Annotated in this window: 19 protein-coding genes; 10 read left to right on the forward strand and 9 right to left on the reverse strand. The window is 71.2% G+C overall.

Annotation, left to right across the window (positions count from 1 at the left end; genetic code table 11):
• Positions 1-59 precede the first annotated feature (59 nt).
• Together N787_RS14155 and N787_RS01170 are read left to right on the forward strand one after the other, a co-directional pair.
• Positions 60-812, forward strand: coding sequence for a hypothetical protein (locus tag N787_RS14155; RefSeq protein ID WP_052575014.1), 753 nt, complete (start codon positions 60-62; stop codon positions 810-812).
• Positions 813-909: 97 nt separating this feature from the next.
• Positions 910-1,254, forward strand: coding sequence for a hypothetical protein (locus N787_RS01170; protein ID WP_034210138.1), 345 nt, complete (start codon positions 910-912; stop codon positions 1,252-1,254).
• A gap of 3 nt (positions 1,255-1,257) precedes the next feature.
• Here the strand turns inward: N787_RS01170 and ppc are convergent, their stop codons facing one another.
• From ppc to N787_RS01185, 3 genes are all read right to left on the reverse strand, one after another.
• Positions 1,258-4,038 carry a phosphoenolpyruvate carboxylase gene (gene ppc / locus N787_RS01175; RefSeq protein ID WP_084590557.1) on the reverse strand — a complete coding sequence of 927 codons (2,781 nt, stop codon included), beginning with the start codon at positions 4,036-4,038 and terminating at the stop codon, positions 1,258-1,260.
• A 215-nt stretch (positions 4,039-4,253) separates the two neighbouring features.
• Positions 4,254-4,976, reverse strand: coding sequence for a UPF0149 family protein (locus N787_RS01180; RefSeq protein ID WP_034210139.1), 723 nt, complete (start codon positions 4,974-4,976; stop codon positions 4,254-4,256).
• A 1-nt stretch (position 4,977) separates the two neighbouring features.
• On the reverse strand, positions 4,978-6,342 hold the full coding sequence (locus tag N787_RS01185; protein ID WP_034210140.1) for a glutamate--cysteine ligase: 1,365 nt from the start codon (positions 6,340-6,342) through the stop codon (positions 4,978-4,980).
• 81 nt (positions 6,343-6,423) lie between these two features.
• Between N787_RS01185 and N787_RS01190 the strand changes: the two genes are divergently transcribed.
• Positions 6,424-7,986, forward strand: a complete 1,563-nt coding sequence (locus N787_RS01190; RefSeq protein WP_052575015.1) for a peptide ABC transporter substrate-binding protein — start codon at positions 6,424-6,426, stop codon at positions 7,984-7,986.
• Positions 7,983-8,906: an ABC transporter permease subunit gene (locus tag N787_RS01195; protein WP_034210141.1), complete on the forward strand. Its 924-nt coding sequence runs from the start codon at positions 7,983-7,985 to the stop codon at positions 8,904-8,906. The genes N787_RS01190 and N787_RS01195 overlap by 4 nt, the downstream gene beginning before the upstream one ends.
• Here the strand turns inward: N787_RS01195 and N787_RS01200 are convergent.
• The gene (locus tag N787_RS01200) at positions 8,903-9,454 is read right to left on the reverse strand and encodes a hypothetical protein (protein ID WP_052575016.1); all 552 of its coding nucleotides are present in this window, start codon (positions 9,452-9,454) and stop codon (positions 8,903-8,905) included. The genes N787_RS01195 and N787_RS01200 overlap by 4 nt on opposite strands.
• A 41-nt stretch (positions 9,455-9,495) precedes the next feature.
• Complete coding sequence (yihA, locus tag N787_RS01205; protein ID WP_034210142.1) at positions 9,496-10,083, reverse strand: ribosome biogenesis GTP-binding protein YihA/YsxC; 588 nt, start codon at positions 10,081-10,083, stop codon at positions 9,496-9,498.
• Between the two features lie 183 nt (positions 10,084-10,266).
• On the opposite strand from yihA, the gene N787_RS01210 reads away from it, so the two are divergent.
• The 3 genes from N787_RS01210 (at position 10,267) to N787_RS01220 (ending at position 12,872) form a co-directional block, all read left to right on the forward strand.
• Positions 10,267-11,052 (forward strand): c-type cytochrome, encoded by a 786-nt coding sequence (locus N787_RS01210; protein ID WP_034210143.1) that lies wholly within the window; start codon positions 10,267-10,269, stop codon positions 11,050-11,052.
• An 88-nt stretch (positions 11,053-11,140) separates the two neighbouring features.
• Positions 11,141-11,998: a thiol:disulfide interchange protein DsbA/DsbL gene (locus N787_RS01215; protein WP_034210144.1), complete on the forward strand. Its 858-nt coding sequence runs from the start codon at positions 11,141-11,143 to the stop codon at positions 11,996-11,998.
• 139 nt (positions 11,999-12,137) lie between these two features.
• Positions 12,138-12,872: an endonuclease/exonuclease/phosphatase family protein gene (locus N787_RS01220; protein ID WP_034210222.1), complete on the forward strand. Its 735-nt coding sequence runs from the start codon at positions 12,138-12,140 to the stop codon at positions 12,870-12,872.
• A gap of 251 nt (positions 12,873-13,123) precedes the next feature.
• Here N787_RS01220 and N787_RS01225 read toward each other — a convergent pair whose 3' ends face one another.
• Positions 13,124-16,021, reverse strand: a complete 2,898-nt coding sequence (locus tag N787_RS01225) for a TonB-dependent receptor domain-containing protein (protein ID WP_034210146.1) — start codon at positions 16,019-16,021, stop codon at positions 13,124-13,126.
• Positions 16,022-16,139: 118 nt separating this feature from the next.
• Positions 16,140-16,949 carry a sulfite exporter TauE/SafE family protein gene (locus N787_RS01230; RefSeq protein ID WP_034210147.1) on the reverse strand — a complete coding sequence of 270 codons (810 nt, stop codon included), beginning with the start codon at positions 16,947-16,949 and terminating at the stop codon, positions 16,140-16,142.
• Between the two features lie 43 nt (positions 16,950-16,992).
• Here N787_RS01230 and N787_RS01235 point away from each other — a divergent pair, with 43 nt between their 5' ends.
• The 3 genes from N787_RS01235 to N787_RS01245 are packed head-to-tail and all read left to right on the forward strand — an operon-like array spanning position 16,993 to position 21,132.
• Positions 16,993-18,966, forward strand: a complete 1,974-nt coding sequence (locus N787_RS01235) for a lytic transglycosylase domain-containing protein (RefSeq protein WP_034210148.1) — start codon at positions 16,993-16,995, stop codon at positions 18,964-18,966.
• The gene (locus N787_RS01240; RefSeq protein WP_034210224.1) at positions 18,963-19,904 is read left to right on the forward strand and encodes a complex I NDUFA9 subunit family protein; all 942 of its coding nucleotides are present in this window, start codon (positions 18,963-18,965) and stop codon (positions 19,902-19,904) included. The genes N787_RS01235 and N787_RS01240 overlap by 4 nt, the downstream gene beginning before the upstream one ends.
• A 1-nt stretch (position 19,905) precedes the next feature.
• On the forward strand, positions 19,906-21,132 hold the full coding sequence (locus N787_RS01245) for a multifunctional CCA addition/repair protein (RefSeq protein WP_034210150.1): 1,227 nt from the start codon (positions 19,906-19,908) through the stop codon (positions 21,130-21,132).
• 36 nt (positions 21,133-21,168) lie between these two features.
• On the opposite strand, the gene N787_RS01250 is transcribed toward N787_RS01245, so the two are convergent.
• Both N787_RS01250 and N787_RS01255 read right to left on the reverse strand, forming a co-directional pair.
• Positions 21,169-21,573, reverse strand: a complete 405-nt coding sequence (locus tag N787_RS01250) for a VanZ family protein (protein ID WP_034210151.1) — start codon at positions 21,571-21,573, stop codon at positions 21,169-21,171.
• Positions 21,570-22,754, reverse strand: a complete 1,185-nt coding sequence (locus N787_RS01255; protein ID WP_034210153.1) for a class I SAM-dependent methyltransferase — start codon at positions 22,752-22,754, stop codon at positions 21,570-21,572. The genes N787_RS01250 and N787_RS01255 overlap by 4 nt, the downstream gene beginning before the upstream one ends.
• Positions 22,755-22,782: the final 28 nt, after the last annotated feature.

A 22,782-nucleotide genomic window follows, 5' to 3' on the forward strand; every position in this document is an offset into this window, starting at 1 on the left:
CTGTCGGGGCGGGCTGCGTTAATCCCCGGGAATCCTCGCCCGAACCGACAGGCCCCGGTATGTCCATCCCCCTCGACGCACACGCCACCACCGCCCGGTCGCGCCCCAGCGCCCGCTTTTTCGTGGGGATGGCGCTGGCCTTCCTGGCGGCAGCGGCCCTGGGCTTCGGCCCCAGCTTCTACCTGCGGCCGTTCTCGGATGCGGCTGCGCTGCGTCCGCACGTGGTGGTGCACGGGCTGGTCATGACGGCCTGGTACCTGCTGCTGCTCGCGCAGGCGTTGCTCGTGGCCCGGCAGCGCGTGGACCTGCACCGGCAGCTGGGCATCTTCGGCGTGCTGCTGGCCGTGGCGGTGTTCGCCACCGGCCTGCAGGTCAACCTGCACATCGTGGGCCGCGCCACCGCGGAACAGTTCGAGGCGTTCCTGGGTTTTGCGACGATGGGCATCGTCGGCCTGCTGCCCTTCCCGGTGCTGGTGGCCCTGGCGGTGGCCTGGCGTCGGAGACCCGCGCTGCACAAGCGCCTGGTCTACTGGGCCTTCGTGCTGACCATCGGCCCGGCCTTCGCGCCCTCGCGGCCGATGGGCGCATGGCTGGACGGGCTGGTGGCGCCCGCCCTCCCGTTCTTCCCCTCCGACCTGATCTGGGTGGCGGCACTGGTGGCCTATGACCTGCGAACGCTGCGCCGGGTGCATCCCGCCACCTGGATCGGCTTCCTCGTCCTCGCGGCCTACCTGACGGTCGGTTTGGGCTGGCTCAGCGGGAACGCCACGGTGCGCAGCCTCATCACCACCTTGGCCGGCGTCTCCGCCTGAGCAGCGCGCGCGGGGGTGCCGGCAAATGAACCTGGTTCATTTGTCATCCGGGGTGGGTGGGGTTAAATGAAGCTGGTTCATTGGTGGGGAGCGTGGCGTGGCCAGTCGATTCATTGTGCGGTTGAACGAGCCGGCGCTCGCGCGCGGGGATGAGCCGGGGCTTTCCTTCCAGTCCTCGGGGGCAGAGGGGTTTGCGGCGGAGCTTGAGGCGGCGCTGCGGACGCCGGTGCTGTTCGAGCGCTGGCGGGCGATGCAGGACGAGCCCGACGAGGTCGACAAGTCGCTGGGCGCCGTGGACCCCGAGGCCCGCGTCACCGGCGTGCAGCGCGACCTCAAGATCGAGCTCGACGCGCGCACGTCGCTGTCGCACGGGGTGTTCCGGCACCGCATGCGGCTGCTCGCGGGCAGCCACTGGGAACTGGCGGACGTGCGCTTCGGCTGAGGCTCAGCCGGTGTTCTGCACGCCGGCGGCGATGCCGTTCACCGTGGTCACCAGGGCGTGGAACAGCGCGTCCTCGGGGCGGCCCGCCTCGCGCCAGCGGGCCAGCAGGTCCACCTGCAGCAGGCTGATCGGGTCCACGTAGGGATTGCGCAGGCGGATCGACTGGCGCAGGCGGAAGTCATTCGCCAGCAGTTCGTCCGCCCCCTTGAGCGCGAGGATGGTGTCGCGGGTGCGCGCGAACTCGGCGGCGATTCCCGGGAAGAACGCGTCGTGGGCATCGCCGGCCAGGCGCGAATAGCGCTCGAAGATGCCGAGGTCGGACTTGGCCAGCACCATCTCGACGTCGTCCACCAGCGTGGCGAAGAACGGCCAGTCGCGCGCCATCTCGGCCACCGCCTCGCGGCCGTGCACCTTCACCGCGTGCGCGAGACCCGTGCCGACGCCCAGCCACGCCGTCAGGCCGCAGCGGTTCTGCGACCACGCGAACACCCACGGGATCGCCCGCAGCGAGGACACGCCGCCGGCCTGCCCGCGCTTGCTGGGCCGCGAGCCGATGCGCAGGCGCTCGATGACGTCGATCGGCGTGGCGGCGCGGAAATACTCCACGAAACCCGGCGTCTCGTACACGAGCCCACGATAGTGCGCGCGGGCCGCCGCGGCGATCTCCGCCGCCATCGCCCGCCACGCCGCCTCGCGCGGCTCCGGCGCGCGCGGCCGCAGGCTGGCGCGCAGCACGGCGCCGGTCATCTGCTCGAGGTTGCGCAGCGCGATGGCGCGGATGCCGTATTTGCGGTGGATCACCTCGCCCTGCTCGGTCAGGCGCAGGTTGCCGTCGACCGAACCGCGCGGCGCGGCGATCACCGCCCGCTCGGTCTTGCCGCCGCCGCGCGACAGCGAGCCGCCGCGGCCGTGGAAGAAGGCGATGCGCACGCCGGCCTCGGCCGCCAGCGCGGTCAGCTGCACCTGGGTCTGCTGCAGCGCCCAGCGCGAGGCCACGAGGCCGCCGTCCTTGGCGCTGTCGGAATAGCCCAGCATCACGATCTGGCGGTCGCCCCGCATGCGCAGGTGCTCGCGATACACCGGGTCGGCGAACAGCGAGCGCAGCGTATCGGCGGCGGCCTGCAGGTCGTCCACGGTTTCGAACAGCGGCGCCACGTCGAGCGGCACCGCGTCGCCTTCACCGGTGCAGCCGGCGATGCGCGCCAGCGCCAGCACCGCCAGCGCATCGGCGGCGCTGCGGCTCATGCTGATGATGTAGGGACCGAAGGCGCGCGGGCCGTAGCGCGGGAGGGATTCGGCGACGGTGCGGAAGACGGCGAGGACCCGCGGCCAGGTGGCGCTCCCTTCGGGAGCGTTCGGGCCTGAAGGCCCTCCTACAGCGGCGGACGGTAGGAGGGCCTTCAGGCCCGAATGCCCGGAGCCGATCAACTCACGCAGCCGCGCCGCCCGATCTTCCCAGGCATGCTCCGCCCACCCGCCATCGCCCAGCAGCTCCGCCAGCGCCGCATCGTGCTGCGACGACTCCTGCCGCAGATCGAGCGTGGCCAGATGGAAGCCGAAGGCCTCCGCGCGCCGCCGCAGCCGCCGCACCGCGAAGCCGCCGGCATGCTCGCCGCGGTGCGCGGCCAGGCTGGCTTCCATCAGCCGCAGGTCGTCGAGGAAGCCGGTGGCGTCGTCGTAGCCTTCGCGCTTGTCCTGCGCCGTCGCGGCCAGGCGCGCCGACACCAGGGCCGCGAAGCGGCGGTAGGGCATGTCGGCGTGCCGCGCCTTGAGCTTCTCGGCGGATTTCGGGAAGCGCCGCGCGTACTCATCGCTGCGCAGCACCAGCGCCGGCGCCACGCCGACGCGCCCCACGGACTGGCTCAGCAGCTCACCCAGGCGCGCCAGGTCGCGGCGATAGTTCGCCAGCACCAGCGCGCGCTGGCCCGACAGCGTGGCCTCGATGGTGGCGGCGCCCACGTTCGGGTTGCCATCCATGTCGCCGCCGACCCAGGAACCGAAGCCCAGCAGCGGCGGCAGCGGCGGCGCGTCGTCGCCGTAGACCGTGTGCAGCGCGTCCTCGAACACCTCATGGAAGACCGGCAGCACGCGGTACAGCACGTCGGAGAGGTAGAACGCCACGTGCTCGAACTCGTCGGCGACGCTGGGCTTCTCGGGCGGCGTCTCGTCGGTCTGCCAGCTGGCGGTGAGCGCCAGCCGCATGCGTTCGACGTCGGCGCGGCGCTCCTGCGGCGTCAGGCCGCGGTCGATGTCCTCGACCAGGCAGCGCACCACCTCGCTTTCCTTCTCCAACAGCGCACGCCGCACGGCCTCGGTCGGGTGCGCGGTGAACACGGGCTCCACGCGCATCCGCGCGACCAGCGCCGACAGCGTGGCGGCGTCCACGCCTTCGGCCTTGAGCTGGCGCAGCGAGGCCTCGAGGCCACCGGGCTGCGGCGCCGCGCCCTGCCGCTGGTAATCACGGCGGCGACGGATGCGGTGCACGCGCTCGGCCAGGTTCACGGCCTGGAAATAGGCGGCGAAGGCGCGCACCAGCAGCTCGGCGCGATCCAGCGGCAGGCCGTGCAGGCGATCGGACAAGGTTTCGATCGGCGCCCCGGCTTCGCGGCGGCGGATGGCGGCAACGCGCAGGGCTTCGACGTCGGCCAGGAACGCCGGCGACACCTGCTCGGCCAGGATCTCGCCCACCAGTACGCCCAGGCGCTTGACGTCCTCGCGCAGCAGTGCGTCGGTAGGCGGCAGGTCGATGTCGCGAAGGGTTTCGTTATCGGCGGGTGTATTCATCCGGAAAGCCTACCAGCCGGAGGCTTCAAGGGCATTTTCGACGCGGATTGACGCGGATGAACGCGGATAGGGCAAATGCAAAAGAGCAGGAGGGGGTCTCGGCAGGTCACGCCAATCGCGAAGATCCAACTTCGGCTTATGCTCTATCCGCGTTCATCCGCGTTGATCCGTGTCTGAAAAGCTTCGGGACTGAAGTCCCTCCTACAGGGCGCGGATCAGGCGCCGCAGCACTTCTTGTATTTCTTGCCGCTGTCGCAGGGGCAGGGGTCGTTGCGCTCGGGGGTGGCGGCGCGGCGCACCGGTTCGCGTGGGGTCAGCGATTCGATGCGGTGCACGTGCAGGTCGTGCAGCATGTCGGGCAGGCCGGCGTGGATCTCCAGCCGCTCGCTGTAGGGCAGCGGCGTCGGTGCCCCGCCCTCCTGCTCGGCCGGGTAGCTGCCGACGGCCAAAGCCTCGACGTAGCCCTCGACCTCGCCGATCCACTCGTCCTTGGCGATCCAGGCGTCCCAGGCCTCGGAACGCAGGTCCATGCCGTCCAGGAAGCCCGCGCCCCAGGCCGCGCCGATGTCCACGTCGTCGCCGTGGTCGCCCTCGACGTCGTCGGGCAGCCACCAGAACAGCGCGCCGTCCACGGTCATCTCGTCGGAGTTGAAGCGCACGCGGCGCGCGGCGGTGTTCCAGGCCAGCATCAGCAGCGCGCGGGCGGCGGCCTCGTCGGCTTCGTTCTCCCAGCGCGGCGGTGCCTTGCCCCAGACGCGCGGCAGCCATTCCTCGACCGGAATCACTTCGCCGGGACTCACGACCAATGCACTCAGGAAACCATCGAGCTGCTCGAGCCCGTAGCCACCGAAGGGCACGGCGCGCTGCTCGAGCAGGCGGTCGAGTTCGTCGATGCGCGGGTCATTGGCGCGGAACCAGTCGGCTTTCACGGTGGCCATGTCAGTACGCGAATTCCTTGAACACCGGATCGACGCTGCCCTTCCACGCGCCGTGGAACAGGGCCAGCTTGCGCTCGGCGGGGGTTTCGTTGGCCAGCGCGAACTCCAGCAGCGGCTCCAGGAACACGGCTTCGCTGGCGCCGGTGGCATTGAGGCGGTTGCGGCGCTTGAGGCCATTGCCGGCGATCTTCAGCGCCTCGAGCGCGAGTTCGCGCACGGTGGCGCCGCGGAAGGGCAGCTTCAGCGCATGCTTGGGCACGCCGTCGCGCAGCGCGTGGCGCTCCTGCATCGAGAAATCCTTCACCAGGTCCCAGGCCGCGTCCAGCGACTCCTGGTCGTACAGCAGGCCGACCCAGAACGCCGGCAGCGCGCACAGGCGGTTCCAAGGGCCACCGTCGGCGCCGCGCATCTCGAGGTATTTCTTCAGCCGCACTTCCGGGAAGGCGGTGGTCATGTGGTCGGCCCAGTCCTTCATCGTGGGCAGCACGCCCGGCAGCGCAGGCAGCTCGCCGCGCAGGAACTTGCGGAAGTCCTGTCCGCTGAGGTCGAGGTATTCGCCGTCGCGGTAGCTGAAGTACATCGGCACCTGCAGCAGGTAGTCGACGTAGCGCTCGAAGCCGAAGCCGTCCTCGAACACGAAGTCGAGCATGCCGGTGCGGTCCGGATCGGTGTCGGTCCAGATGTGCGAGCGGTAGGAAAGATACCCGTTCGGCTTGCCTTCGGTGAACGGCGAGTCGGCGAACAGCGCGGTCGCGATCGGCTGCAGCGCCAGCGACACGCGGAACTTCTTCACCATGTCGGCTTCGCTGGAGAAGTCCAGGTTCACCTGCACGGTGCAGGTGCGCGTCATCATGTCCAGGCCCAGGTTGCCGCGCTTGGGCATGTACTCGCGCATGATCTTGTAGCGGCCCTTGGGCATCCAAGGCATTTCGTCGCGGCGCCACTTGGGCTGGAAGCCCATGCCGAGGAAGCCCAGCCCCAGCTCTTCGCTGACGGTCTTGACCTCGCGCAGGTGCAGGTTGGTTTCGCAGCAGGTCTGGTGGATGTCCTGCAGCATCGCGCCCGAGAGCTCGAGCTGGCCGGCCGGCTCCAGCGTCACCGAGGCGCCCGCCTTCGACAGCGCGATCAGCTTGCCCTTCTCCTCGTAGGGCTCCCAGCCGAAGCGGGTGAGGCCGCGCAGCATCGCCTCGATGCCGTCGGGGCCTTCCCAGGTGGGCGGGCGCAGGTCGTCGAGCCGGAAGCCGAACTTCTCGTGCTCGGTGCCGATGGTCCACTCGGACGCGGGGCGGGCGCCCGTGGCCAGGTACTCGACCAGCTGGTCGCGACCGGTGATGGGGCTTTCCTTGACGTTGCTGGGTCCGGACACGGGGCGCGCCTTGCTGGGGGTGGAAGCGATGTGCGGCCGCTGGCCTACAATCGCAAGGATGGCGAGTTTATCCCGCAACCCATGAAGGCTGGCGTCCTGCCCCTGCTGCTGCTGTGTTGCGGGCCGGCCCTGGGCCAGGTGCTCGAGCGCGGCAACGGCCCGGAGCCGTCCACGCTGGACGCGCACCGCTGCCCGGAGGTGGCCTGCGCCAACGTGCTGCGCGACCTGTACGAAGGCCTGGTGGCCGAGGACGGCGGCGGGCGGCTGGTGCCGGGCCTGGCCGAGCGCTGGGACGTTTCCGCCGATGGGCGCGCCTGGATCTTCCACCTGCGGCCCGGCCTGCGCTGGTCGAACGGCGAGGCGCTGGACGCCGGGCAGGTGGTGGCCAGCTTCCGGCGTGCGTTCACGCCGGCGACGGCGGCGCCCTTTGCCGGCCATTTCGAGGCAATCACGAACGCGGCCGCGGTGCAGCGCGGCGAACTGCCGCCGGAGCGGCTCGGCATCACGGCGCCGGACCCGCGCACGGTGGTGTTCACGCTCTCGCGCAGCGCCGACCTGCCGCGGCTGCTCACGCTGCCCACCGCCTTTCCGGTTTACCTGCCGGCGCTGGCCGAGCACGGCGCCCAGCACACGCGCCCCGGCCGCCTGGTCAGCAACGGCGCCTACCGGCTGGCCGGCTGGCTGCCGCAGGCGATGATCACGCTCGAGCGCAATCCGAAATTCCGCGAGCCGGCGCCGATCCCGCGCGTGCGCTTCCACGTCACCGAAGATGCCAGCAGCGAACTCAAGCGCTTCGAGGCCGGCGGCCTGCACCTCACCGAGACCGTGCCGCCCCAGCCGCTGCCGGCGCTGCGCGCGCGCTTCGGCGACCAGCTGCGCATCAGCCCTTACCTCGGCAGCTTCTGGCTGGGCTACAACCTCGACCAGCCGCCGTTCAAGGACGCGCCCGCGCTGCGCGAGGCGCTGTCGCTGGCGATCGACCGCGACATCCTCACCCGCCACGTCACCGGGCTGGGCGAAGTCCCGGCCTACGGCCTGGTGCCGCCGGGCGTGGCGGGCTACGCACCGGCCAGCCTGGGCTGGGGCCGCGCGACCCAGGCGCAGCGCGAGGCGCTGGCGCGCAGACGCTACGCCGAGGCCGGCTACGGCCCCGGCAACCCGCTGGACGTGGAGCTGCGCTACAACACCTCCACCCCGCACCGCCGCCTAGCGCTTGCCGTCGCCGCGATGTGGCGCGAAGTGCTGGGCGCGCGCGTCCGGCTGCGCAACGAAGAGTGGAAGGTGTTCGTCGGCAACCGCCGGCAGCGGGTGATCACGCAGGTGTTCCGCGGCGGCTGGATCGCCGACGTGGACGACCCGCGCAACTTCCTCGACAACTTCCGCGGCGACAGCAACGCCAACTGGACCGGCTACGACGACCCGGCCTTCACCGCCCTGCTCGACGCCGCCGACGCCGCGCCGACGCTCGCGGCCCGCGCCGCGCGCCTGCGCGAGGCCGAGGCGCACCTGCTGCGCGCGCACGCGATCGTGCCGATCTACTTCTACACCTCGAAGCACCTGGTGCGCCCCGAGGTGGGCGGCTTCGAAGCCAACCTGCTCGACCGCCACCCGAGCCGCTTCCTCACGCTGGCGCCGGGCGAATGAAGCGATTCGCCGTGCGCACGCTCGAGGCGGTGCTGACGCTGTGGCTGCTGGCCACGCTCTGCTTCGTGCTGCTGCGCGCGGCGCCCGGCGGTCCCTTCGACGCCGAGAAAGCCGCGCCGCCGGAGGTCGAGGCCGCGCTCGCCGCGCAGTACCGCCTCGACCAGCCGCTGCTGTCGCAATACGGCCACTGGCTCGGCGACGTGCTGCGCGGCGACCTCGGGCCCTCGTTCCAGTACCCCGACTACACCGTGAACCAGCTCATCGCCGCCGGCCTGCCGATCTCGCTCGTGAACGGGGGCCTGGCGCTGCTGCTGGCGCTGGCGATCGGGCTGCCGCTGGGGGTGTGGTCGGCGCTGCGGGCCGGGCGCTGGGCGGACCGCGTGCTGATGTTCGGCGCCGGCCTGGGCCTGGCGGTGCCGAAGTTCGTGGCGGCGCCGCTGCTGATCCTGCTGTTCGCGGTGACGCTGCAGTGGCTGCCCGCCGGCGGCTGGGACGGCGGCTGGCGCAGCGCGGTGCTACCGGTGATCGCGCTGGCGCTGCCCAACCTCGCCTACTGCGCGCGGCTCACGCGCGCGGCGATGCTGGAGGTGCTGGGCGCCGACTACCTGCGCGCCGCCCGCGCCCGCGGCCTGTCCGAAACGCGGCTGCTGTTCGCGCACGCCCTGCGCCCCGGCCTGCTGCCGGTGGTGGCGTGGCTGAGCCCCGCCTTGATCAATGTCGTCAGCGGGTCGGCGGTGGTCGAACAGGTGTTCGGCATCCCGGGCATCGGCCGCTATTTCGTGCAGGGCGCGCTCAACCGCGACTACACCCTGGTGCTGGGCGTGGTGCTGGTGGTGGGCGCGGCGATCGTGCTGATCAACGCCGCGGTGGATGCGGCGCGGGCGGGCATGGACCCGCGCCTGCGCGACGCGGACCCTTAGGATTCCGGCGCAGGCTCCGGCGGATACTGCGGCTCCGGCGGCGGCCGCTGCAGCAGCGGGTTTTCGCGGACTTCGCGGCCGACGATCCGCCCCTTTTCCACCGTCAGGATCAGGTCGCGCTCGTACTGCGACTCGAAGCCCATGTGCACGTATTCGATCTCCGCGCCCTGCGGCACCCGCAGCTGGCCGGAATACCAGTCGGCCAGCAGGCGATCGGCACCGCGCGCCGCGCCCAGCTTGCGCAGCGGCACGTCCTTCGGATCCGCGCAGGGATTGGCCTCGAGCCTGACCAGGTAGAGCTGGTCGTCCCGGATCTCCCAGCTCGCGCGCAGCCCGGACCACGAGGCGCTGCAGCCGCCCTTGATGTAGCGGTCGACCTTCTTCTTCAGGTCGGGCCGGGCCGACAGCAGCGGCTGGATGGGCTGGGCGTAGAGGGCGGCGGTCTGCCCGTCGAAGCTGATCTGGTCGGGGATCTGGGCGGTGGCGGCCGCGCGGCCGGCCGCGAGGCCGAGCATCAGCGCCAGCAGTACCCAACGGAAAGTGATCATGCGGCGGGGCTCCGGGTCGATGGCGACAGGGGGATGTTGGCTCAAAGCTCCAGCCAGCGCGACACGACGGCACGCGCCTCGTCGACGCCGATCTTGGATTCGCCGGAGAACACCTGCACGGACGCGCGCTCGCCCAGCTCCTTCCGGACCTTGAGCAGCGTGTTGCCCTGCTCGCCGCGGCCGAGCTTGTCGGCCTTGGTGAGCAGGCAGTGCGCCGGCAGCCCGCGGCCGAAGGCGTAGTCGAGCATCTGCAGGTCGTACTCGCGCAGCGGGTGGCGGATGTCCATCACCACCACCAGGCCGGCCAGCGACTGGCGGGTGTGGAAGTAGACGTTGATGAACTCCTTCCAGCGCTCGCGCATCTCCTCGGGCACCTTGGCGTAGCCGTAGCCCGGCAGGTCGACCAGGTGCTTGTTGGGCGCGACTTCGAAGTAGTTCAGGGCCTGGGTGCGGCCGGGGGTCTTGGAAACGCGGGCCAGGCCGTGCTGGTTGGTGAGCGCGTTGAGCGAGGTCGACTTGCCCGCGTTGGAGCGCCCGGCAAAGGCCACTTCCCGGGCATCGTCGGGCGGCAGCTGCTTCAGGGCGTGGGCGGAAAAGGTGTACTTGGCGCGGGCCAGGGGGTTTGCCATCGGGTCGGCCGGTGCAGGAAAGGCCACTAGCTTGGCCTGCCCGGGCCGCCCTGACCAGCATCGGGCCGGTTCCGGGCCGGCTTGATTGACCCCTCACGGCGCGGGCTGGGATAATCCGCGCCTTCCCGCGCGTCCTTCGCGCCGAGCCCCATCCACCCGAATTCCAGCGTTCCGGAGCAGTCCATGAAGTTCTCGCGCATCCTCGGTGTCGCCGCCCTCCTGGCCGCCGGTTCCACCCTGGCCCAGGAAGCCGCCACCGTGACGCCGGCCCCGGAGGCCGAAGCCGCCCCGGTCGCCACCCTGGAAGCCGACAACACCCCGGCCACCTGGGGCGACGCCCAGGCCGGCGCCGGCAAGGCCGCCGCCTGCGCCGCCTGCCACGGCCTGGACGGCAATTCGGCCGACCCGCAGTACCCGAAGCTGGCCGGCCAGCACGAGCGCTACATCGCCCGCCAGCTCGCGCTGTACAAGAGCGGCGAGCGCAACAACGCCATCATGCTCGGCTTCGCCTCGACCCTGAGCGCGCAGGACATGCGCGACATCGGCGCCTACTTCGCCAGCCAGAAGGTCGTGCCGGGCGTCGCCGACGACACCGTGATCGCCTCGGGCCCGAACGCCGACCGCAAGTTCTTCGAAGTCGGCCAGCGCCTGTACCGCTACGGCAACCCCGACCAGGGCGTGCCGGCCTGCCAGGCCTGCCACGGCCCCGACGGCCGCGGCAACCCGGGCTCGGCCTGGCCGCAGCTGGGCGGCCAGCACGCGGGCTACACCGCCAACGCCCTCACCGCCTTCCGCGACGGCATGGTCTGGGGCAAGGACGCCAACGCCAACGCCCTGATGGCGGGCGTGGCCGGCAACCTGACCGACGAAGAGATCCAGGCCCTGGCCACCTACATCGAAGGCCTGCACAACGTCGCCGACGCGCCCGCTGCCGAGGCCGTGGCCGACGCGGCCCCGCCGCAGGGCTGAGCCCCGCGGCCGGCGGCTTGCGCCGCCCCGGTGAACCTTGCCGGCCAGGCGTGGTCTGGTTGGCTGTCCCCTCAAGGAGCACGACCCGATGAAGCGCCTGCTGTCCTTCCTGCTCGTCCTCGCCCTCGCCGCCTGCAGCCAGGCGCCGTCCGAGCCGGCTGCCCCGGCCACCCCGGCTGAGCCGGCCGCCCCGACGGCTGAACCCGCGGCCGCGCCCGCCGCCGAGGCCGCCGCCCCGACCGACGCAGCGCCCGCCGCCCCCGCCGAGGGCGAGAACGCCGAAGCCCCGGCCGCCGATGCGGCCGCCGCCGCGGAAGCCGGCACCGACGCCCCGGTCGCCGAGCTGCCGGCCATGCCGGACCCGGCCAAGGCGCCGCGCGAGGGCACCGACTACGTCGTGCTCGCCGAGCCTCAGCCGACCTACACCACCGGCCCCGGCATCGAAGTGGCCGAGGTCTTCGCCTACACCTGCATCCACTGCGCCAACCTGCAGCCGACCCTCGACGCGTGGAAGCCGAACCTGGCCTCGGACGTGCGCTTCGTCTACGTGCCGGCGGCCTTCGGCGGCCCCGGCGACAACTTCGCCCGCGGCTTCTTCGCCGCCGAAGCAATGGGCATCCTGGAAAAGACCCACAACGCGACCTTCGACGCCTTCTTCGTGCAGCGGAAGTTCCAGACCGCGTCGCCGGAGGAAGTGGCCGACCACTACGCCAGCCTCGGCGCCGACCGCGACACCTTCCTCTCCACCATGCAGAGCTTCGCGGTCACCGCGAAGCTCAACCGCGCCCGCCAGTTCGCGCTGCGCACCGGCGTGCAGGCCACGCCCACCGTCATCATCGCCGGCAAGTACAGCGCCTCGATGACCGGCGACCGCGGCCCGGCCGGCCTGGTCGAGACCATCGACTGGCTGGTGCAGAAGGAACGCGCCGAAGCCGCACGTCGCTGATCGTTCGCGACACGCGTCACATGCCCGGGGCCGCACTGCGGCCCCGTTCATTTTTGGCCTTGTGATGGGGCGCGCACGGCCGCACCATGCCGACATGGCCGCCAAGCCCAAACCTCCCGCGTCCACCCGCCCGCTGCGCCTGCTGAGCGCCAACATCCAGGCCGGCTCGAGCACGCGCGCCTACCGCGAGTACGTCACCCGCAGCTGGTCGCACGTGCTGCCCAACGGCAAGCGCCTCAACCTCGACAGCCTCGCCGCACTCGCCGAGCCCTTCGACCTCGTGGGCTTGCAGGAAAGCGATCCGGGCAGCCTGCGCTCGGGCTTCACCAACCAGGCCGACTACCTGGCCGAACGCGGCGGCTTCCCCTACTGGAGCCACCAGCCCAACCGCCGAATCTCGCGCATCGCCGGCAGCGGCAACGCGCTGCTGAGCCGGCTGGAACCGAAGGAGCTGCTCGACTACGCCCTGCCCGGCCGCATCGCCGGCCGCGGGGTGCTGCTGGCGCGCTTCGGCGAGGGCGACACGGCCTGGGACCTGGCGGTCACGCATCTCTCGCTCGGGGCGAAGTCGCGCCAGCTGCAGTTGGGCTTCCTCGCCGACCTGCTCTCGGAATCACCACGGCTTGTGCTGATGGGCGACTTCAACTGCGATTTCGACGCTCCCGAGATGCGCGCGCTCTACCGGGAAACCAAACTCGAGCCACCTGCCGAGCGCATCGCGACCTTCCCCAGCTGGGCGCCGCAGCGCTGCCTCGACCACGTGCTGGTCGGCGGCCTCAAGATCAACCACTACCAGGCCATCCCCGCCGCCGGCTCCGACCACATGGCCGTCGCCGTCGAACTCCAGGTCCCCACCGCCAAGCCCGTGACCTAGAAAAGCGTTTGACACGGATAAAAGCGGATGAACACGGATAAAGCGGAAGCTTGATTGGCTTCTCGCCGGATGCGGCGGCGTGCCTTGGCCAATATCCGATTGCCTTTGCTTTATCTGTGTTCATCCGTGTTCATCCGCTTTTATCCGTGTCCAAATTTTTCTTTCTACGGACACGCCATAGCCCCCAAAATCCCGACATGAAGAAAGGCCGCCCGAAGGCGGCCTTTCAAGGGTGACGCGGGGGAGGTGGATCAGAAGCTGACTTCGCCGCGCAGGTAGAAGAAGCGGCCACCCGGGATGTCGTAGGTGGAGGCGTCGTAGCCGTTGAGCGAGCAGGACACGCAGATCGGCGGGTCCTTGTCGAACACGTTGTTGGCGCCGAAGGTCAGCTTCAGGTTGGCCAGGTCCTCGAACTGGTAGCCCACCTGCAGGTCGCTGTAGGTGATCGCCTTTAGCACGTTGGTGTCGCGCGCCGGGTCCGAGCAGACCGAGAACGAGATCACGCGACCGCAGGACTCACGCAGCTCCGAGATGTGGCGGAAGGTCCAGGACGCCGACCACGGACCGTTGGCCCACTCGGTGGTGAGGTTGGAGGTCCAGTCCGGGATCGCACTGTCCACGACCTCGCGGCCCGGTGCCTGCGGCTGCAGCTGGCCGGCGGCGCCGACCGCCTCGTAGCGGCCGACGAAGGTGTTGCGCCAGGCCATCTTCACCTGGCCCCAGTCCTGCATCGGGAACACCCACGACAGGTCCACGTCCCAACCGTCGGTCTTGATCGAGCCGAGGTTGCTCAGGCGGTTGGCGAAGGCGTTGATGCCGCCGGTGGAGGCGCGGCTGATGCCCGAGCAGTACAGCGGGTCGAGCGTCTGCACGCACAGGTCGAGCTGGGTCTGGGCATCGATGGCCTGGATCGCGCCTTCGATCTCGTGCTTGTAGAAGGTGAACTCGAGGTCGACGCGATCGGCGATCGACGAATCCTCGAGGAAGGACGGGCTCCAGACGAAGCCGGCGGTGAAGCTGTCGGCGAACTCCGGCTCGAGCTGCTCGTTGCCGCCGGTGGTGACCGAGATCTGCGGGTTCGGCTGCACGTAGTTGCTGGGCACGCCGAGCGCCGCGCAGTTGGCGGCCAGCGACGGGTCGAGCAGCGGCGTGGTGCAGGGATCGTCGAGCTGGGCGTCGAAGCGGCTGGCGGAGCCGAACAGTTCGCCGATCGACGGGGCGCGGAAGCCCTCGGCGAAGCTGGCGCGCAGCACCAGTTCCTCGGCCACCTGCCAGCGCAGGCCGTACTTCGGCGTCACTTCGGAGATGCCGGTGCTGTAGTCGGAGTAGCGGCCGGCCAGCGTGAAGTCGAGGCGGCTGCCCTTCTCGGCGTTCGCGTACAGCGGCACGTTGAACTCGGCATAGACCTCGCTCACGTCGTACTTGCCCGCGGTCGGCAGCGACGGCACGCCGTTGTAGAAGCCGGCCACCGTCAGCGGATCGGGCTGGTAGGAGCCCTCGAGGCGGCGGTGCTCGACGCCCGCGGCGAAGTCGACCGAACCCGCGGGCAGCTCGAACAGGCTGCCGGACAGGTTGGCGGTGACCAGCGCCAGCTCGTTCCGGCTCTGGTCGCGCACCACCGGCGAGATGAAGGCCAGCATCTCCGGCGTGATCGTGCCCGGGCCGCCGAAGATGTTCAGCGGGGTGCAGCCGGCGACCGCGGCGCAGGCGGCGGGGTCGCCCAGCGCCAGCGCGATGTTGCGGATGTCGTAGCTGCCGAAGTTGGTCTGCTCGGCCTCGTTCTCGCTGAAGGCGACGTTGGCGTCCCAGTAGAAGCTGCGGCTGCCGGCGTCGAACACGCCCTCCAGGCCGGCGCCGACATACCAGGTGTCGACGTCCTGTTCGAAGATGCGCGGACCCCCCTCGACCGGGCGGCGGCCGATCAGGATCAGGTTGCGGTCGGCTTCGGGCGTCGTCAGGCGGCCGTCGAGGTCGAAGCCGAACGGGTTGAACGGGTTCAGGCCGGAAATGAAGATGTTGTCGGCCAGCGGGTTGCCGGTGCCGGCCTCGGGGCCGAGGAAGATCGGCTCGGGCGCCGCCTGGTTGGTCGACTGGCGGCGGTTGAACAGCACCTTGGCGTAGCCGCTGACCGCATCGGTGAACTGGAACCGGCCCTGGCCGAACACGCCGGTGCGCTCGGACGGCGTCAGCAGCAGGTTGAACTGCGAGAAGTTGAAGCGGTCGGCGGTGGTGAAGCAGTGGTAGTCATCGGTGCGCACGCAGCCGACCTGGGTCGGGTCGTACACCGGGTCGCTGACGCCGGTGTTGGGCGTGACGTCGATGGTCCGGCCGGTGTTCGGGTCGGTGATGATGAAGCGGCCGGTGGGCGTGCCCGAGCTGCCAAAGGCGACGCCGGTGCCCGGCACCGGGAACGAGGACTGCTCGCGGTCGCGCGAGAAGATCACGTCCTGGTCGGTGTGGCTGATGCCCACGAACACGCTGGCGCGGTCGCTGCTCTTGCCCCAGGCGAAGTCGATGCTGGAGGTGGCGCCGTCGCCCTCGCCGTATTCGCCGTACTGCGCGCTCAGCGAGATGCCGTCGAAATCCTTGCGGGTGATGATGTTCACCACGCCGGCGATGGCATCCGAGCCGTACAGCGAGGACGCGCCGTCCTCGAGCACTTCGATGCGCTCGATGATGGCCAGCGGGATGGTGTTGAGGTCGGTGGCGGCACCGACGCCGGAGGCCGAGGCCTCGTTGACCCAGCGGATGCCGTCCACCAGCACGAGGACGCGCTTGGCGCCGAGGTGGCGCAGGTCGGCCTGCGCGGAACCCGCGCCGACGCCGCTGCCGTCCGGCGGGAAGCCGAAGTTGCCGCTGGAGTTGAACTTGGTGTTGAGCGCCGAGCCCGAGCCAGTGAGGGACTGGACCAGGTCGCCGACCGAGGTGAGGCCGCTGCGGTCGATGTCGGCGCGCGTGATGCGCTGCACGGGCACCAGGCCCTCGGCTTCGGCGGTGCGGATGCGGGTGCCGGTGACTTCGATGCGGTCGAGGGTCTGGACGCCTTCTTCTTCGCTGCTGTCCTGCGCGGTCGCGGCGAGCGGCAGCGCCGCCAGCAGCAACGCGCCGCGAACCGCCAGGCTCAGGCGGGAGGTACGGGTGCTCTTCATGGTGGTCCCCAAGGGTTGGTGGGACCGGCGCCTTGCCCCCAATGCGCCGGCTCGGGACCAGATGTAAAGAGTTTGTGACAGCCCAACAAGCCACGAAATCACTAACGTTGGTAGTGAATTAAACGCCCCCGCCGCCCGCGGCCAGGCTGGCCCCGACCATCGCCAGGAAGGCCGCGAACAGGCGCTTGAGGGCCTGCCCGCTGATGCGGTGCGCCAGCCGGGTGCCCAGCGGCGCCGTCAGCACCGAGGCCAGGGCCAGCGCGACGGCGGCGGGCAGGTACACGTAGCCCCAGCTGCCGGCCGGCAGCGCGCCGGGCGCCGGGCCATGCAGGGCGTAGCCGGCGGCGCTGGCGAGGGCAATGGCCACGCCGCAGGCGCTGGAGGTGCCGACCGCCCGGACCGGCCGCACGCCGCGCCAGACCAGCAGGGGCACGGTCATGCTGCCGCCGCCGATACCGACGAGGGCGGATATCGCACCGATCACGCCGCCAGCGGCTGAATAGCCCGGCCCGCGCGGCGCGTCCGGGCGCTCGGCCCGCGAGCGCGGCCAGTCCAGCACCAGCTGCGCCGCGGCCAGGAAGCAGTAGGCGGCGATGCCGGCCCGCAGCAAGCCGCCGTCCAGGCGCGTGGCCAGCAGGCTGCCCAGCCAGCCGCCCACCAGCACGCCGGGCACCAGCCAGGCCACGGTGGGCCACAGCACGCTGCCGCGGCGGTGGTGCGCCCGCGCCGAGGACAGGCCGGTCAGCACGATGCTCGCCAGCGCGGTGGCCAAGGCCACGTGCACCGCCAGCGCGGGCGGCACGCCCTGGGCCGGCAACAGCCACACCAGCGCCGCCACCAGCACCAACCCGCCGCCGATGCCGAGCAGGCCCGCCAGCACGCCCGCGACCGCGCCCAGCGCGAGGTAGAGACCCCAGTCCAGGCTCATGCCGCCGCCGGGTAATCAGGCGCCATGGGCTAGACTCATCGGCATGTCGCTGCGATTTTTCATGATCTTCCTGCTGCTGGGCCTGCCCGCGACCGCACGGCCGCAGGCGGCGCCGGCCGACCTCTCGGCGCAGCGCCCGCTCATCGTCGGTGGTTTCCAGCTCGCCGAGCAAGGGCGCCTGAACGCCAGCGACGCCGCGCGCCTGGCCAGCCACCCGCTGCACGGCTGGGTCGAGGCCACGCTGTGGCGCAAGCGCATCGCCACCGCGGGCGCCGGCGACATCCGCACGGTGCTGGCGCGCCACGACGGCCAGCCCGCCGCCGACTGGCTGCGCGAAGCCTGGCTGGTCGAGCTGGCGCGGCGCAAGGAATGGACCACGTTCCGCGCCGACTACCGCCCGATGGCGACGGCCGAGCTGCGCTGCGCCGACCTGGCGGCGCGCCTGGCCACCGGTGCCTCGGATGCGGCCTGGGAAACCGAAGTCCAGGCGATGTGGCTCACCGGCAGCGGCCTGCCCGCCTACTGCGACGCCCCGTTCGCGGCCCTGCAGGCGCGCGGCAAGCTGGGCGAGGACTTGCGCTGGCAGCGCATCGAGCTGGCGCTGGCCGAGGGCCAGTCGGCGCTGGCGCGCTTCCTGGCGCGCAGCCTGTCGGCCAGCGCGGCGGCGCTCGCCAACAGCTATGCCGATTTCGTCGACGCGCCGCACGCCCGCACCGCGGCCTGGCCGCGCGATGCGCGCAGCCGCCGCATCGCCGCCGAGGGCTTGGCCCGGCTCGCACGCCGCGATCCCGAGGCTGCGCGCCAGCAGCTGGCCACGCTCGCGCCGGCGCTGGACCTGGATGAAGCGCAGCGCGGCAAGGTGCTCTACCAGGTCGCGCTGTGGACGGTGGCGTCCTACCTGCCCGGCTCGGCCGACCGCCTGGCCGAAGTGCCCGACAGCGCCTACGACGAACGCCTGCACGAATGGCGCGTGCGCGAGGCGATGAGCCGGCATGACACGGCCGCCGCGCTCGCCGCGCTTGAGCGCATGCCGGCGGTGCAGCGCGCCGATCCGCGCTGGCAATACTTCGAAGCGCGCCTGCGCGAGCGCAACAAGGAACGCGACCGCGCCCGCACGCTGTACGCGCAGGCCGCCAACACCGCCACCTTCCACGGCTTCCTCGCCGCCGACCGGCTGAAGCTGCCGTACGCACTGTGCCCGCTGGAGCCGTCGACCGACGCCGCATTGCGGCAGCGGGTGGCGGCGAACCCGGGCCTGGTGCGCGCGCTCGAGCTCTATCGCCTGGACCGCCTGGGCCTGGCGATCCGCGAGTGGGCCGCGCTGCTGCGCGGCCTCGGCGAGGCCGAGCGCTACGTCGCCATCGATTTCGCGGTCGATGCCGGCTGGCACGACCGCGGCGTGTTCACCATCGGCGAGGCGCCCGATGCGCTGCGCTACTACGGCCTGCGCTTCCCGCTGCCGCACGAGCGCACGATCCGCCGCGAGGCGCGCAAGCACGCACTGGACCCGGCCTGGGTGGCGGCGCAGACGCGGGCCGAGAGTGCGTTCATGGCGCGCGCGCGTTCGCCGGCCAATGCGCGCGGGCTGATGCAGCTGCTGCCCACCACCGCCGACATGACCGCGAAACGCCAGGGCATTGCCTACCGCGGCGTGGACAGCCTGTACGACCCGGACATCAACATCATCCTGGGCACGGCCCACCTGCGTTTCGAGCTCGACCAGCAGCGGGGCCTGCCCTACCAGGCCATCGCCGCCTACAATGCCGGGCCCACGCCCGTGGCCCGCTGGAACCGCGATCGTCCCGGCTTCGAGCCCGATTTCTGGATCGAGACCGTGACCTACAAGGAAACCCGCGACTACGTGGCCCGGGTGCTGGCCTTCAGCGTCATCTACGATTGGCGCCTGGACGGCGACGCGGTGCCGGTGACCGAGCGCATGCTCGGCCGCACCGTCAACGCGGCGTCCCGGCGCAAGTTCCATTGCCCCACCCCTTCGAGCGCACCGAACACGCCATGATCCGTCAAAACATCGTCATCCTCGGGGGCACCGGCTTCGTCGGCCGGCACCTGGTGGCCCGCCTGGCCGCCGACGGCCACGCCGTCACGCTGCTGAGCCGCAACCTGGCCAGCCATCATGACCGGCTGCTTCCGCCCGGCGTGGTGCTGCGCGAGGTGGACGTCTACGACCCGACGGTGCTGCGCCAGGCCTTCACCGGCGCCGATGCGGTCATCAACCTGGTCGGCATCCTCAACGAGGCCGGCGACAGCGGCCGCGGCTTCCGCCGCGCGCACGTCGAGCTGACCAAGCTGGTGGTCGCGGCGATGCAGCTGGCCGGCACCCGCCGCCTGCTGCAGATGAGCTCGCTCAACGCCGGCCGTGGCCAGAGCCATTACCTGAAGTCGCGCGGCGAGGCCGAGGCGGCGGTGAAGGCCTCGGGCCTGGACTGGACGATCTTCGAGCCCTCGGTGATCTTCGGCCACGGCGACGGGCTGTTCTGCCGCTTCGCGCAACTGCTCAAGCTGGCGCCGGTGCTGCCGCTGGCGCGCGCGGGCTGCAAGTTCGCGCCGGTGTACGTGGGCGACGTGGTCGAGGCCTTCGTGCGCGCGCTGGGCAACCGCCGCAGCATCGGCGAGGTCTACGAGCTGTACGGGCCGGAAGTGTTCACCATGGCCGAGATCGTGAAGATGACCGCGAAGGCGCGCGGGCTGACGCGCCTCGTGGTGCCGCTGCCCGACCTGCTGGGCCGGCTGCAGGGCTTCGTGTTCGATTTCGTGCCGGGCAAGCCGTTCTCGTCCGACAACTTCCGCTCGCTGGCCACCGATTCCGTCGGCGGCATCGATGGCCTGCACCGCCTGGGCATCGTGCCCACGCGCGTGGGCGCCAAGCTGCCGGAGATCCTGGGCCACTTCGACGACCGCCAGACGCGCTACGCGCGCTACCGCGCCGCGCGCTGACATGAAGGCCTACCGGGTCGGCGGCGCCGTGCGTGACCGGCTGCTGGGCCTGCCGGGCGGCGACCGCGACTGGGTGGTGGTGGGCTCGACGCCCGAGGAGATGGTGCGCGCCGGCTTCCTGCCCGTGGGCAAGGATTTCCCGGTCTTCCTGCACCCGGCCACCAAGGAAGAACACGCGCTCGCCCGCACCGAGCGCAAGACCGCGCCGGGCTACCGTGGCTTCACTTTCCACGCCGATGCCTCGGTGACGCTCGAGGACGACCTGGCGCGGCGCGACTTCACCATCAACGCCATCGCCGAGGACGACGAGGGCGTGCTCACCGATCCGTTCGGCGGCCGCGCGGACATCGAGGCGCGCGTGCTGCGGCACGTTTCGCCCGCCTTTGCCGAGGATCCCGTGCGGATCCTGCGCGCCGCCCGCTTCCTGGCGCGCTTCGCGCCGCTGGGCTTCACGGTGGCGCCGGAAACGCTGGCGCTGATGCGCGGCATGGTGGCCGCGGGCGAAGTGGACCACCTCGTTCCCGAACGTGTCTGGCAGGAGCTGAAGAAGGCGCTGGAGATGCCGCGCCCCTCGGCCGCGATCGCGCTGCTGCGCGAATGCGGCGCGCTGGCGAAGCTGCTGCCGGAAGTGGACGCGCTGTACGGCGTGCCGCAGCGCCCCGAATACCACCCGGAAGTGGACACCGGCGTGCACGTGCAGATGGTGCTGGACATGGCGGCGCGGCTGGCGCCGGGCGACGCGCTGCTCGGTTTCTGCGCGCTCACGCACGACCTCGGCAAGGCGCTGACGCCGAAGGCCGAGCTGCCGAAACACATCGGCCACGAACACAGCGGCGTGCGGCCGCTGCGCGCGGTGTGCGCGCGCTACAAGGTGCCGGCCGAGTTCGCCGCCATGGCCGAGATCGTGTGCCGCGAGCACCTCAACGTGCACCGGCTGGCCGAACTGCGGCCCGAGACCGTGCACGACCTGATCGCGCGCTGCGACGGCTTCCGCAAGCCCGAGCGCATCCCGCTGCTGGCGCTGGCCTGCGAGGCCGACAAGCGCGGGCGGCTGGGGCGCGAGGAAGAACCGTATCCGCCGGGCGCGCTGCTGCTACGGCTGCACGTGGCGGCACAGGCGATTTCGGCCGGGCACGCGGTGGCGAACGGGCTGCAGGGGCCGGCAGTGGGGGAGTGGCTGCGCAAGGCGCGCATTGCGGCGATCGAGAGCGAGAAGCATCGGGACTGAAGTCCCTCCCACACGCGGCTTCCTGTGGGAGGGACTTCAGTCCCGATGCCCTTCGCCCCGCAGCCTGACGTCCACCCAAGCCAAAAGATGCCGCCCCGGCGTCAACGCAAGCCCCAACCCCGCCAGCACCCCAAGCGCATTGGCCAGCATGTCGCGTCCATCCCCCTGCCGCGTCGTCGTCAGCGTCGCCTGCGCGAATTCCAATCCCAAGCCCAGAAAAACCAGACCGCCGGCCGCGAGCAGGCACGCTCGCCAGCGCGGGAACAGCATCACCGCCCAGGCCATCAGCGTGAAGTAGGCGAGGAAATGGCCGAGCTTGTCCGAATCCGGCGGGCCGCCCAGTTCGATCGGCGGCAGCAGCGACAGCGCGATGCACAGCGTCCACCCGCCAAGCCAAACGCCCAGCCACAGGCGCGGCCGGTGCAGGTCGCGGCGGATCACAGCCGCCGGCTCAGGTCACCGCGGGCGAACAGCGGGCGGATCTCGGCGCCGCGCTGGAAGCCCATCACCTGGAAGCGCTCGCCCATTTCGCCCGGCAGCGTCAGTCGCTTCACTTCGTTGTGGCGGTGGTGGCGCTCGACCGCATCGCCGATGGCTTCTATGTCCGAGAGCCGCTCGGCCAGGCCGCAGTTGATCAGGAAGCTGGCCTGCGCGCAGTAGCCGGCGAAATCAAACCCGGCACCCACGCCCGCCTCGGCCAGCGCGGTGAAATCGACGAAGGCGGTGATGTCCTGCAGCCCCGGCAGGTGGAAGGGATCGCCGTGCGCGGTGTGGCGGTGGTGGCAGACCAGGGTGCCGTCGCTGCGTTCGGGCAGGTAGTACTCGTGGCGCGGGTAGCCGTAGTCCACGTACAGCATCACGCCGTCCTTGAGCAGGCCGCCAACGGCCTGGATCCAGTACGGCAGCTGCGGCAGCACTTCCGAGCGGTAGCCGTCGGCGAAGGGCTTGCCGATGTCGCGTTCGATGTGGCGCACGGCGGCGTGCAGCAGGGCATCGGCCGGCTGGTCGACGCGGATCAGCGCGCCTTCGGGCGACAGCGCCACGTGCTCCTCGAACACCTCGCCGCCGCGCACCACGAAACGCGGCGTCGGCAGCGCGTCCAGCACTTCGTTGGCGAACAGCACGCCGCGCCATTCCGCTTCCGGCGGGCCGTTGAGCCACTGCACGCGCGCGAAGACGTCGGCCGGCAAGGCCGCGCGCAACCGGTCGGCCTGCCGCTCGCGCAGGTCGGCGCTCGGCTCGAGGATGAGGTAGCGCGCCGGCAGCGCCCCGATGGCCTGCCAGCGCCGCAGCGCCGCCTCGGCAAAGGCACCGCTGCCGCCGCCGATCTCGAAGAAGTCCGCCTCGCCGCCGAGCTGCGCGAACACCTGCGCCGCCGCCTGCGCGATGCACTCGGCGAAGGTCGGACCCAGCTCGGGCGAGGTGACGAAATCGCCCTCGGCGCCGAACTTGCGGCTGCCGGCGCTGTAGTAGCCCAGGCCCGGCGCGTACAGCGCCAGCTCCATGTAGCGGGCGAACGAAATGACGCCGCCGCTGGCCTGGATCTGGCCGCGGATCAGGGAGAGCAGCTGCTCGCTGTGGGCGAGGGCGGCCGCGTCGGGGGCGGGGGCTTGCCGGGTCATGATGGAATCTTCAGGTGCCTGCGCGCAG

This window comes from Arenimonas metalli CF5-1, assembly GCF_000747155.1.
GTDB classification, from domain to species: domain Bacteria; phylum Pseudomonadota; class Gammaproteobacteria; order Xanthomonadales; family Xanthomonadaceae; genus Arenimonas; species Arenimonas metalli.